The following is an 11,759-nucleotide window of genomic DNA, read 5'->3' on the forward strand; positions in this document are numbered from 1 at the left end:
CGCCAGGAGCCGTACAACTCATATGGCTCCGCAGACCGGAGAACCCGATGGACATAACTACACGGAACACTGAAGACGCACCTCCCCCCACCCCACAGCCCGCCGCGGGCGCGCAGCAGCGTGTCTCCCGTGGCGCCACCCGACCCGGCGACCGGATCTTCCTCGGTCTCTCCCGTGGGTCGGGCATCTTCCTGTTGGTGATCATGGCCGCCATCGCGGTCTTCCTCACCTACCGTGCCTCCCTCGCCATCAGCAAGGACCACGGGAACTTCCTCACCACCTCCGAGTGGAACACCAACCTCCAGCCGCCGGTCTTCGGTATCGCCGTGCTGGCCTTCGGCACGATCGTCTCCTCGATCATCGCCATGCTCATCGCGGTGCCGGTCGCGGTCGCGATCGCGCTGTTCATCACGCACTACGCGCCGCGCAAGCTGGCCGGACCGGTCGCGTACGTGGTCGACCTGCTCGCCGCGGTGCCGTCCATCGTGTACGGCCTGTGGGGCGCGCTGATCCTCGTACCGCACATGACCGGCCTCTTCGGCTGGCTCAACGCCTACTTCGGCTGGACCGGCCTGTTCAGCTGGGACGAGGGCGCCCCGCGCTCGATGCTCACGGTCGGCATCCTGCTCGCGATCATGATCCTGCCGATCGTCACCAACGTGAGCCGTGAGGTCTTCCGCCAGGTCCCGCAGATGCATGAGGAAGCGGCCCTGGCCCTCGGCGCCACGCGCTGGGAGGTCATCCGCATGTCGGTGCTGCCCTTCGGCCGCTCCGGCGTGATCTCCGCCTCGATGCTCGGCCTCGGCCGCGCGCTCGGCGAGACGATGGCCGTCGCCACCGTGCTCTCCCCGGACTTCATCATCCACGGCAGCCTGCTCAACCCGGGCGGCGGCACCTTCGCCCAGAACATCGCCAGCAAGTTCAGCGAGGCGACGCAGTTCGGCCGTGACGCGCTCATCGCCTCCGGTCTGGTCCTGTTCGTCATCACCCTGCTGGTCAACGGCGCGGCCCGCCTCATCATCGCCCGCCGCGCGGAGTATTCGGGGGCCAACGCATGAGCCACGCAGCCGTCGTCAGCGACAAGCGCCCCAGCACGCTGCGTGGCGCCAGCCTCCCAAAGTGGTCGCCGTGGGCGATCGCGGGCGGCTCGACCGCCCTCGGGATCGGCATCGGCCTGGCCGCCGACCTGGGCAGCAAGATCCAGTGGGGCCTGATCGCCTCGCTCCTCTTCGTCTTCGGCACGTACGGCATCGCCGCCCGCGTCGAGGGCCGCCGCCAGGCCAAGGACCGCATCGCGACCAGCTTCGTCTGGGTCGCCTTCATCCTTGCCGTCGTCCCGCTGGTCTCCCTGATCTGGGTCACCATCGCGCGCGGCGTCAAGGTCCTGGACGTCTACTTCCTGACCCACTCCATGGGTGTGGTCGCCGACACCGAGCCGGGCGGTGGCATCTACCACGCCATCATCGGCAGCCTCGAACAGGTCGGCCTGGCCACCCTGATCGGCGCCCCGATCGGTGTGATGACCGCGATCTACCTGGTCGAGTACGGACGCGGGAAGCTCGCCAAGGCCGTCACCTTCTTCGTCGACGTGATGACCGGTATCCCGTCGATCGTCGCCGGTCTGTTCATCCTCAGCCTGATGCTGATGTGGGACATGCAGCCGTTCGGCTTCGCCGGCTCCCTCGCCCTGGCCATCCTGATGATGCCGGTCGTGGTCCGCTCCACCGAGGAGATGCTCAAGCTCGTCCCGAACGAGCTGCGCGAGGCGTCCCTTGCGCTCGGCGTCCCGAAGTGGCGCACCATCCTGAAGGTGGTCCTGCCGACCTCCATCGGCGGCATCACCACCGGCATCATGCTGGCGGTCGCCCGTATCGCCGGTGAGACCGCGCCCGTGCTGCTGCTCGTGTTCGGCAACCCGTTCATCAACACGAACCCGTTCGAGGGTGCGCAGTCGTCGCTGCCGCTGTACATCTATCAGCAGTTCGCGAACAGCGCGGGTTCCGGTGCGGCGTACGACCGGGCCTGGGCGGCCTCGCTGACGCTGATCGCCTTCGTGATGATCCTCAACCTGGCGGCCCGCGCGATCGCGCGCTGGAAGGCCCCGAAGACCGGTCGCTGACGCGGCCCCTCAGCGACTGATTTCTGGAAGTGAAGTAGACATGGCCAAGCGAATCGACGTAAGCGGACTCACCGCCTACTACGGCTCCCACAAGGCGATCGAAGACATCTCGATGACCGTCGAGCCCCGCTCGGTGACGGCCTTCATCGGCCCCTCCGGCTGCGGCAAGTCGACGTTCCTGCGCACGCTGAACCGTATGCACGAGGTCACCCCCGGTGGCCGGGTCGAGGGCAAGGTACTGCTCGACGACGAGGACCTGTACGGCGTCGGCATCGACCCGGTGTCGGTCCGCCGCGAGGTGGGCATGGTGTTCCAGCGCCCGAACCCCTTCCCGACGATGTCGATCTTCGACAACGTGGCGGCGGGGCTGCGGCTGAACGGCAACTACAAGAAGAGCGAGCTCAGCGACGTCGTCGAGAAGTCGCTCAGGGGCGCGAACCTCTGGAACGAGGTCAAGGACCGCCTGAACAAGCCCGGCTCGGGCCTGTCCGGCGGCCAGCAGCAGCGACTGTGCATCGCGCGGGCGATCGCCGTGGAGCCGAAGGTTCTGCTCATGGACGAGCCCTGCTCGGCCCTGGACCCGATCTCCACGCTCGCCATCGAGGACCTGATCGGTGACCTGAAGGAGCGCTTCACGATCGTCATCGTGACGCACAACATGCAGCAGGCGGCGCGTGTCTCCGACCGTACGGCGTTCTTCAACCTCGCCGCCGTTGGCCAGCCCGGCCGGCTGATCGAGATCGACGACACGGAGCGGATCTTCTCCAACCCGTCCGTCCAGGCCACGGAGGACTACATCTCCGGCCGCTTCGGCTAGGCCGACGCCGGTATAGAACCCCTCGCGGTGCTGCATGGCGGTGCCACCGCGAGGACGGAAAAGGGCCCGCCCCTGGCTCCCGGGGGCGGGCCCGTTCCTCTTACGCACCGGTCGCGCCTCCTGGGGCTCCGCCTATGCCCACCCACCACCCGACTCGGTCGGCTGAAAAGGCAAGCACGGCGACATCGCCCCGACGGCGCTTTCACGGCAGCCCAAGACGGCTGGCCCTGGCCTCGGCCAACTGGCAGGCACGCTCTGCGGCCTCACCCCGGGGCTCATTTCTCAGCCGACCGAGACGGGTGGGCGGGGCAGGAACTAGGTCGACTGGTGAGTGGGCCCCACGACCGCGCCCCGGGGCTCACTTTTCAGCCGACCGAGACGGGTGGGCGGGTGGGAAACGGGGGTCTGGGGGCGGAGCCCCCAGGTATGGCGGCTCGCTCGGCTGGTCAGCGGGCCCTGCGGCCACGCCCCGGGGGGCGACGTTTCGGCCGACCGAGACGGGCGGGTGGGTGGGAAACAGAGCCCCGGGGACCAACACCCCGCCCCTACAGGAATGCCAGCTTTACAACGGCGTAGGCCAGCGCAGCGACCAGCGCTGCTGCCGGCATCGTGATGAACCATCCCATGACGATGTTCTTGGCCACACCCCACCGCACCGCGTTCACCCGCTTCGTCGCCCCGACGCCCATGATCGCCGAGGTGATGACATGGGTCGTGGAGATCGGCGCCTTGAAGAGGAACGCCGTGGTGAACATGATCGACGCACCGGTCGTCTCCGCCGCGAACCCCTGCGGCGGATCCAGCTCGATGATCTTCCGCCCCAGCGTCCGCATGATGCGCCAGCCACCCGCGTACGTACCGAGCGACAGCATCACCGCGCAGACGATCTTCACCCACACCGGGATCGGATCGCCGTAGGTCTCGTGTCCGGAAATGACCAGGGCCATCACCACGACACCCATGGTCTTCTGCGCGTCCTGCAGACCGTGTCCGAGGGCCATGCCGGCCGCGGACACCGTCTGCGCTATCCGGAAGCCGCGCTTGGCCTTGTGCGGGTTGGCCCGCCGGAAGATCCACATGATCGCCGTCATGACCAGATAGCCGACGATGAGACCCACGACCGGCGACAGGAACATCGGGATGACGACCTTGTCGAGCACCCCGTTCCACAGCACGGTCGTGCCGCCCGCGAGCGCCGCGCCCACCATGCCGCCGAACAGCGCGTGCGAGGAGGAGGACGGCAGGCCGAAGTACCAGGTGATCAGGTTCCAGGTGATCGCACCGAGCAGCGCGGCGAAGAGGATGCCCATCCCCCTGCTGCCCTCGGGTGTCTCGATCAGCCCCTCGCTGACGGTCTTGGCGACGCCGGAGCCCAGGAAGGCGCCGGCGAGGTTCATGACCGCGGCCATCGCCAGCGCGGCCCGCGGCGTCAGCGCGCGCGTCGACACCGACGTCGCGATCGCGTTCGCCGAGTCGTGGAAGCCGTTGGTGTACGTGAAGAAGAGCGCGACCGCGATGGTCACGACCAGAGCGAAGGTGTCCATCGACGCCTCAGGACTCCTTGACGGCGATGGTCTCCACCGTGTTCGCCACGTGCTCGAAGGCGTCCGCCGCTTCCTCCAGCACATCCACGATCTGCTTGAGCTTCAGGACCTCGATCGCGTCGTACTTGCCGTTGAAGAGGTGTGCAAGAAGCTTTCTGTGGATCTGGTCCGCCTGGTTCTCCAGCCGGTTGACCTCGATCCAGTACTCGGTGAGGTTGTCCAGGGTGCGCAGATGCGGCATGGCCTCGGCGGTCAGCTCGGCCGCCCGTGCCAGCACCTCGATCTGCTGCTCGACGCCCTTCGGCAGTTCCTCGATGTTGTAGAGGACGACGAGGTCGACGGCCTCCTCCATGAAGTCCATGATGTCGTCGAGGGAGGACGCCAGGGAGTAGATGTCCTCACGGTCGAACGGCGTGATGAACGAGGAGTTCAGCTGGTGGAAGATCGCGTGCGTGGCGTCGTCACCCGCGTGTTCCGCTGCCCGCATACGCTCTGCGATCTCGGCCCGGGCGGAAGCGTCCGCCCCGAGCAGTTCCATCAGGAGTTTCGAGCCGGTGACGATGTTGTCCGCGGAGGCGGCGAACATGTCGTAGAAGCTCGTCTCCCTGGGGGTCAGACGAAAGCGCACGTGGGGTCCTCGGGGTGCTTCGGTTTCGGTCAGGCTGATGCTAGAGGCAACATCCGGCCACGGCTATCGGGCCGTCCTCCAGTGTCGCCCATCGGACAGATCGATCATCACGGGGGCGTACCAAGGGCCCTATACCCAGCAAAGTTCGTTACCATATACCCACTAGGGGTATATGTCTGGAGGACGCGATGACGACCACCGAGGCCGGTGCCACGGCGCCCTCCGAGGGCGCGCACCAAGGCGCGACGCACGGGTACCACAAGCAGAAGGACGAGCACGTCAAGCGGCTGCGCCGGATCGAGGGGCAGATCCGCGGGCTGCAGCGCATGGTCGACGAGGACGTCTACTGCATCGACATACTCACGCAGGTGTCCGCCTCCACCAAGGCTCTGCAGTCCTTCGCGCTGCAGCTCCTGGAGGAGCATCTGCGGCACTGCGTCGCGGACGCGGCCGTCAAGGGCGGAGACGAGATCGACGCGAAGGTGGACGAGGCGACCAAGGCGATCGGGCGCCTGCTGCGCACCTGACCTCGTACAGGGCAAGTCGTACGGGACACGTCGTACGGGACAAGCAAGGGACAGGAGGAGTCACCGGGCGGGCGGTCCCCCCACCCGCCCGTGGGACACCCGGCCTACTCGCCGGAGGTGTCACGCTCCTGGGCCACTTTCAGCACCTCGTCGATGCTCTCAAGGCTGAGCCGGTCCTCGTGGGCGGCCGAGGCCGCGATGATCAGGTCTCCGCACAGCTCGATCTCGGCGAGGGCCACGTGGTCCTGAACTGCCGTACCGCCGACCGGAGCCACGTGCATCACCTCTTCTCTGCCGTCACCGACTTCCTAGAGTAGGCAGTGGTCTACACACCGCGCATGGCACGGACGGGCTAATTCGCGAGATGGTTACCGGCTAGTTCTCTGGCTGGTTTTCGGCGATGCGGCCCGCGTAGATGTCCTTCTCGCGCGGCAGCCGTACCTCCGCGGGGGCCCCGAAGTCGTACAGCAGCGTCGTCGAGGCGACCGCCACGTTGGCCTTCCCTTCCCCGTTGACAAAGCTGAAGTGCTGTCTGAGCTTGCGGATGCGGCCCTGGTCGTCGAGGTAGGCGTCGAACGGTACACGGGCCGTGGCGAACCCTTTCGCCGCCGCCGCCAGGGCGTCCCGGTTGCCCGCCGAGGCCGTCCTGGCCGCCGTGCCGAGATCGGCGGTGCCCCGGAAGTGCCGCACCTCCGTCCCGCCCACCTCGGTCCGCCCCACGAAGGTCGCCGTGCGCGTCCCGCGCAGCAGCTCCGCGGCCGCGTACGGATCCGTCGCCCCGCCCGTCACCAGGTTTCCGTCGGAGAGCGTCGCGGTCTCGACCCGGACCCATTTGTCGGCGGGCACCCCGGCGCCCCGGTTCTTCATGAAGAGCGCGCCCGGGGCGAGGAGCTCCGTGATGGGCCGGTGTTCCACCGTCCCCGCCGGGTCCTGCGGGAGCTGCACGGTGAGCCGGCCGAGCTGTCTGCGGTAGTCGTAGACACCCTTGCCGCGGATGGTGACCCGGGTGCCGCCGGTGGCCATCTCCATCGACGTGCTCGCCTTCGAGCTGCCCGCCTCGCGCAGCAGATCGGCGGCGCGGTGCAGCGCGACGACCGGATCCACCGCGCCGCGCACGTCCTCGGCGGCGGCTCCGCTCCCGGAGCACCCCGTCCCGCACATACCCAGTACGAGCGTGATCCCCACCGCGGCGACCGTGCCTCCCGAGCGCCTGTGCTGCCGCCGATCCATCGCCTGCCTACCCCCAGCCGGTACGTCCGTCACGGGCCCCCTGTCGCATCGGCTAACGACGAGCAGGGCCCCGCCGTCACGCGCTGCCGAGGGCATACCGCGGGCATGGGAGCGCTTTACCCTCAGGCCGGTAACGTTGTCGACGTGACACAGCAGGACGGTCCGGATCGGGTCCGACAGGGGCAGGAACACCACACGACGACCTACGAACAGGGCCGCTTCTGCGTGGCCCGCTGCACCTGCGGCTGGCGCGGCCCGGCCCGCCGGGCCAGAAGCCAGGCCCGGACGGACGCGGAAGGTCACGCGGCGGACCGCTGACCGCCACGCGTGTTCTACGCGTGTTCGAGTTCTACGTGTGTTCGAGCTGCCGCAGCAGCACATCGACCAGGTCCCGGTCGCGCGGCTGGGTCAGCCGGGCGCGGGCCGCGACGGGGGAGAGCCACAGGATGCGGTCCACCTCGTCGTTCGGGACGAAGCGCCCGGAGCCTGCCTCGGCCGCCCAGTAACGGACCTGTTTGGGGCGGCCGTTGGCCAGATAGCGCAGGGCGGGCAGCTCGGCTCCGAGCACGGCGCCGTAGCCGGTCTCCTCCGCGACCTCGCGCAGCGCACCCGCCCTCGGGTCCTCGCCGCGCTTGAGCTTGCCCTTGGGGTGGGACCAGTCGTCGTACTTGGGCCGGTGGACGAGACAGACCTCCAGGTCGCCGTCCACCGGAGAGCGGCGCCACAGAACGCAGCCCGCGGCCTGGACGATGGTTTCCTTCGCGTGCGTCACCGGTGCTCTCACCGCCTCCTCGGGAGGGTCAGGGTGCGCTGACCACCTGTTTTTGCCACGACTGCTGGAACGCGAACCGCGCCGCCTCCACCTCGTGCCGCTGGTCGGCGTGCAGCACACCGAGGGCGTACGCCGTCGCCGGGGCGATGCGCGGGGTGCGCGCCGCCTGGGCCGCCGCCGCGGCCGCCTCCGAGGCGTCCCGGTGCCGGTTCAGGGCCTGGCCCGCCGCGAGGAGCCGTACGTCCACGGGGGCACCGGGCCCGAGGAGGACCTCGCGGGCGTAGCGGTGCAGCCGCAGCAGCAGGCGGACCTGGTGCCAGGGGCCGTCCTGGGGGTGCGGGGACGGGTCCGGGGACAGGCCGTGGATCAGGGCCTCCGCGTTGTACGGATGGCCGGCGGTGACCAGGGGCAGGCCGGCGATCGCGGCGGTGAGCCGCTCTTCGGCCGCGGCGGCCGCCGGGCGCAGATCGGTGGTGGCCGCGGCGGGCGTGAGCGGGACCTCGCTGGCGAGTACGGCGACCTTGTCGGCGACCGCGTGGAAGCGGGAGGAGCCGAGGGCCTGGAGGGCCGTGGAGTGGGCGCGGGTCCGGGCGAGGGTGAGCTGGCGTTCGAGCAGGGCACCGGCCTTCGCGGCGCCCACGGTGAGGTTGCCGCGTTCCGGGACGGCCGTGACCGTGACACCGCGGCCGCTCGCGTTCGCAGCGGTCGGGTCGACGGCCTGTGCGGGAAACGCCGTCGACCCCGACAGCCGGTGCAGCGCGAGCAGCAGCCGCTCCAGCCGGGCCTCGTAGGCGTGCTCCAGCCCCAACGTCCCCGAGAGCCAGGCAAGTTCGGGGCGCATCTCCTCGGACCAGTCGGAGTCGAGGAGCGGGCGGAAGGTGTGCAGGCTGCCACTGATGCGGCGGGCCGAGCGGCGCAGGGCGCGTGCCGCGTCGACGGTCTCCTCCGCGGTCGCGGCCGCCCCGGTCTCCCGGTGCAGCCGCAGGGCACGGAGGAACTCCGTGGCCTGGGCGCGCAGATAACGTGCGAGCGCGTCCCCGGTCACGACCCCGGTCGTGGTGGGGTCCCTCGGGTCAAGGTGTTGCTGTGCCACGCCGGCGCCTCCGGGCGTCTATGAGCATCTCCTGGACGTTGCGCAGGGGCTGGCCGTCCGCGTCGGTCGCGTGCCGGGTCCAGTCGCCGTCCGGGCCGAGGTGCCAGGAGGACGTGGTGTCGGACATTCCGGTTTCGAGCAGTCGGTTCAGGGCCGCCCGGTGGGCCGGGTCGGTGACCCGTACCAGGGCCTCTATCCGGCGGTCGAGGTTGCGGTGCATCATGTCCGCGCTGCCGATCCACACTTCGGGCTCGCCACCGTTGCCGAAGGCGAAGATCCGGGAGTGCTCCAGGAAGCGGCCGAGGATGGACCGTACGCGCATGTTCTCGGACAGGCCGGGGACGCCCGGGCGCACCGCGCAGATGCCGCGCACCCACACGTCGACCGGCACACCCGCCTGCGACGCGCGGTAGAGCGAGTCGATGAGCGCCTCGTCGACGATCGAGTTGACCTTGATGCGGATGAACGCCGGACGGCCCGCACGGTGGTGCTGGACCTCCTTGTTGATCCGCGAGATCAGGCCGTCGCGCAGGGACTTGGGCGCGACCAGCAGACGGCGGTACGTCTCCCGGCGCGAGTAGCCCGACAGCCGGTTGAACAGGTCGGAGAGATCCGCGCCGACCTGCGGGTCCGCCGTCAGCACGCCCAGGTCCTCGTAGAGCCGGGCGGTCTTCGGGTGGTAGTTGCCGGTGCCGACGTGGCTGTACCGGCGCAGCGTGTCGCCCTCCTGACGGACCACCAGGGACAGCTTGCAGTGGGTCTTCAGACCGACCAGGCCGTACACGACGTGGCAGCCGGCCTCCTCCAGCTTGCGCGCCCACTTGATGTTGGCGTGCTCGTCGAAGCGGGCCTTGATCTCCACCAGGACGAGGACCTGCTTGCCGGACTCGGCGGCGTCGATGAGCGCGTCCACGATCGGGGAGTCGCCGGAGGTCCGGTACAGGGTCTGCTTGATCGCGAGGACGTCCGGGTCGCCGGCCGCCTGCTCCAGGAAGGCCTGCACGGACGTCGAGAAGGAGTCGTACGGGTGGTGCAGCAGTACGTCCCGGCTGCGCAGCGCCGCGAAGATGTCGGGCGCCGAGGCCGACTCGACCTCCGCCAGGTCGCGGTGGGTGCCCGCGACGAACTTCGGGTACTTCAGCTCGGGGCGGTCCAGGCCGTGGATGCGGAACAGACCCGTGAGGTCCAGCGGGCCGGGCAGCGGATAGACCTCGGCCTCGCCGATCTTCAGCTCGCGCACCAGCAGGTCGAGGACCTCGCGGTCGATGGACTCCTCGACCTCCAGGCGCACCGGCGGCCCGAAGCGGCGCCGCATGAGCTCCTTCTCCAGGGCCTGGAGCAGGTTCTCGGCGTCGTCCTCCTCCACCTCCAGGTCCTCGTTCCGGGTGAGCCGGAAGGCGTGGTGCTCCAGCACCTCCATGCCCGGGAAGAGCTCTTCCAGGTGCGCGGCGATGACGTCTTCGAGGGGGACGTACCGGCCGGGGGCGGCCTCCAGGAAGCGGGACAGCAGCGGCGGCACCTTCACCCGGGCGAAGTGCTTGTGGCCGCTGACCGGGTTCCGTACGACCACGGCCAGGTTCAGCGACAGACCGGAGATGTACGGGAAGGGGTGCGCCGGGTCGACCGCGAGAGGCGTGAGGACCGGGAAGATCTGGTGCCGGAAGAGCGTGAAGAGGCGCGCCTGCTCCTTCTCGGTCAGCTCGTTCCAGCGGACCAGGTGGATGCCCTCCTCCGCGAGGGCGGGGGCGACGTCCTCGTGGTAGCAGGCGGCGTGCCGGGCCATGAGCTCGCGGGAGCGGGCCCAGATCATCTCCAGCACCTCACGGGGCTGGAGCCCGGAGGCGGAGCGGGTGGCGACGCCCGTCGCGATTCGGCGCTTCAGACCGGCCACCCGGACCATGAAGAACTCGTCCAGGTTGCTGGCGAAGATCGCCAGGAAATTCGCTCGTTCGAGAAGGGGCGTGTTCGGGTCCTCGGCCAGTTCGAGGACCCGCTCGTTGAAGGCGAGCCAGCTGCGCTCCCGGTCGAGGAAACGACCCTGCGGCAACTGGACCCCTTCAACCTTCGACTCCTCGTACGCGTCGAGGTCGGCATCGATGTCGGGTTCCAGGTCGGAGACCGCGCCAGCCACGGTGTGCGGGCGGTGCGCGGCTATGGAGCCCACGGAGGGCTGCGCGTGCTGGACCTGTGCCTGGGTGTCTGACTGGCTCATAAACCCATTGTTCCGCGCCACGAGCGAGACGGGCGCGTCGGAACGTGCGGGTGGGAGCGTCACGGCCCCGTTTTCCCCGGACCCCTCGGGAGGCGGGGAAGGCTCTGGCACGGCGGGCTTCATTGGCTGAGCGTCGCAAGTTCGTCTGAACCGATGGTTACGGAGACATGGCGTGCGGGATATGTGGGAGCGGCTCCCGGGCGTCTACGCCGACCGGGTTCCCGTACGAGCCCGAAGGTGGCGGCGCGTACGTCCCTCCCCCCGTGGAGGGACGTACACGCGTCCGCCGGTCTCATACGGCCCTACGGCGCAGCACGGCATAGGCCGCCGTGGTCGCGAGGGCCGCAAGGGCGAGGACGATGCCGGTCTCCGCCAGGTGGAGGGGCCAGTAGGGGGACTGGGGGTGGTAGACGGCGAAGTAGCCGTCGGCGTTCCGTCCCTGGTTCACCTGCCAGACGTCCTTGGGCAGCTCGAACCGCTTCGGGGAGGTCCGGGTGACCGTCGGCCACAGGTCCTCGCGGTGGAGCTCCAGCAGGAGGTTGAGCAGCCACATCGCGGCGAAGGCGGTGCCCAGCGCGGGTAGGGTGCGGCGCAGCAGCAGCGCGGCGAGCGTGCCGACCGCGAGGGCGCACAGGGCGTACGCCACCGTCAGTGAAGGTCCAGTCGTCCGGTTCGCCGCCAGGCGGACCGGCGTCGCCTGCTCACATGGGAGCCGTTAGAATGTGAGGTATGACGAGGCAGGTGAAGCGGGCTTTCAAGTACCGCTTCTACCCCACGGGCGAGCAGGCGGATGAGCTGTCGCGCACGTTCGGCTGCG

The 11,759-nt window shown here is 69.3% G+C and carries 14 protein-coding genes; 6 read left to right on the forward strand and 8 right to left on the reverse strand.

Annotation, left to right across the window (positions count from 1 at the left end; translation table 11 throughout):
- Window positions 1-47 precede the first annotated feature (47 nt).
- The 3 genes from pstC to pstB are packed head-to-tail and all read left to right on the forward strand — an operon-like array spanning window position 48 to window position 2,936.
- Entirely contained in the window at window positions 48-1,058 is a 1,011-nt protein-coding gene (pstC, locus tag ACZ4EG_RS44885) for a phosphate ABC transporter permease subunit PstC (RefSeq protein WP_467794822.1), read from the forward strand.
- Window positions 1,055-2,119, forward strand: coding sequence for a phosphate ABC transporter permease PstA (pstA, locus tag ACZ4EG_RS44890; protein WP_467794823.1), 1,065 nt, complete (start codon window positions 1,055-1,057; stop codon window positions 2,117-2,119). Before pstC ends, pstA begins: the two co-directional genes overlap by 4 nt.
- Window positions 2,120-2,159: 40 nt before the next feature.
- Window positions 2,160-2,936, forward strand: coding sequence for a phosphate ABC transporter ATP-binding protein PstB (gene pstB, locus ACZ4EG_RS44895; protein WP_467794824.1), 777 nt, complete (start codon window positions 2,160-2,162; stop codon window positions 2,934-2,936).
- 545 nt (window positions 2,937-3,481) lie between these two features.
- Here the strand turns inward: pstB and ACZ4EG_RS44900 are convergent.
- Both ACZ4EG_RS44900 and ACZ4EG_RS44905 read right to left on the reverse strand, forming a co-directional pair.
- Window positions 3,482-4,480 carry an inorganic phosphate transporter gene (locus ACZ4EG_RS44900; RefSeq protein WP_453561643.1) on the reverse strand — a complete coding sequence of 333 codons (999 nt, stop codon included), beginning with the start codon at window positions 4,478-4,480 and terminating at the stop codon, window positions 3,482-3,484.
- Between the two features lie 7 nt (window positions 4,481-4,487).
- A complete protein-coding gene (locus ACZ4EG_RS44905; protein WP_171110497.1) occupies window positions 4,488-5,108 on the reverse strand; it encodes a DUF47 domain-containing protein in 621 nt (206 codons plus the stop codon).
- A 188-nt stretch (window positions 5,109-5,296) separates the two neighbouring features.
- Here ACZ4EG_RS44905 and ACZ4EG_RS44910 point away from each other — a divergent pair, with 188 nt between their 5' ends.
- A complete protein-coding gene (locus tag ACZ4EG_RS44910) occupies window positions 5,297-5,635 on the forward strand; it encodes a metal-sensitive transcriptional regulator (RefSeq protein WP_453561644.1) in 339 nt (112 codons plus the stop codon).
- 104 nt (window positions 5,636-5,739) lie between these two features.
- On the opposite strand, the gene ACZ4EG_RS44915 is transcribed toward ACZ4EG_RS44910, so the two are convergent.
- Both ACZ4EG_RS44915 and ACZ4EG_RS44920 read right to left on the reverse strand, forming a co-directional pair.
- Window positions 5,740-5,916 (reverse strand): hypothetical protein, encoded by a 177-nt coding sequence (locus tag ACZ4EG_RS44915; RefSeq protein WP_263210300.1) that lies wholly within the window; start codon window positions 5,914-5,916, stop codon window positions 5,740-5,742.
- A 94-nt stretch (window positions 5,917-6,010) separates the two neighbouring features.
- Window positions 6,011-6,865 carry an SCO4651 family lipoprotein gene (locus ACZ4EG_RS44920; RefSeq protein ID WP_467794825.1) on the reverse strand — a complete coding sequence of 285 codons (855 nt, stop codon included), beginning with the start codon at window positions 6,863-6,865 and terminating at the stop codon, window positions 6,011-6,013.
- Window positions 6,866-7,009: 144 nt separating this feature from the next.
- On the opposite strand from ACZ4EG_RS44920, the gene ACZ4EG_RS44925 reads away from it, so the two are divergent.
- Window positions 7,010-7,183: a hypothetical protein gene (locus ACZ4EG_RS44925; RefSeq protein WP_363300763.1), complete on the forward strand. Its 174-nt coding sequence runs from the start codon at window positions 7,010-7,012 to the stop codon at window positions 7,181-7,183.
- 31 nt (window positions 7,184-7,214) lie between these two features.
- Here ACZ4EG_RS44925 and ACZ4EG_RS44930 read toward each other — a convergent pair whose 3' ends face one another.
- The 4 genes from ACZ4EG_RS44930 to ACZ4EG_RS44945 form a co-directional block, all read right to left on the reverse strand.
- On the reverse strand, window positions 7,215-7,649 hold the full coding sequence (locus ACZ4EG_RS44930; protein WP_467794826.1) for an NUDIX hydrolase: 435 nt from the start codon (window positions 7,647-7,649) through the stop codon (window positions 7,215-7,217).
- Window positions 7,650-7,665: 16 nt separating this feature from the next.
- Window positions 7,666-8,730, reverse strand: a complete 1,065-nt coding sequence (locus tag ACZ4EG_RS44935) for a CHAD domain-containing protein (RefSeq protein ID WP_467794827.1) — start codon at window positions 8,728-8,730, stop codon at window positions 7,666-7,668.
- Window positions 8,711-11,065 carry an RNA degradosome polyphosphate kinase gene (locus ACZ4EG_RS44940; protein ID WP_390712138.1) on the reverse strand — a complete coding sequence of 785 codons (2,355 nt, stop codon included), beginning with the start codon at window positions 11,063-11,065 and terminating at the stop codon, window positions 8,711-8,713. Before ACZ4EG_RS44940 ends, ACZ4EG_RS44935 begins: the two co-directional genes overlap by 20 nt.
- A gap of 169 nt (window positions 11,066-11,234) precedes the next feature.
- On the reverse strand, window positions 11,235-11,588 hold the full coding sequence (locus ACZ4EG_RS44945; protein WP_467794828.1) for a hypothetical protein: 354 nt from the start codon (window positions 11,586-11,588) through the stop codon (window positions 11,235-11,237).
- Between the two features lie 83 nt (window positions 11,589-11,671).
- Between ACZ4EG_RS44945 and ACZ4EG_RS44950 the strand changes: the two genes are divergently transcribed.
- On the forward strand, window positions 11,672-11,759 hold an 88-nt coding region (locus ACZ4EG_RS44950), incomplete at its 3' end, for a helix-turn-helix domain-containing protein (RefSeq protein WP_467792367.1).

The organism is Streptomyces sp. NPDC025638, from assembly GCF_055558775.1.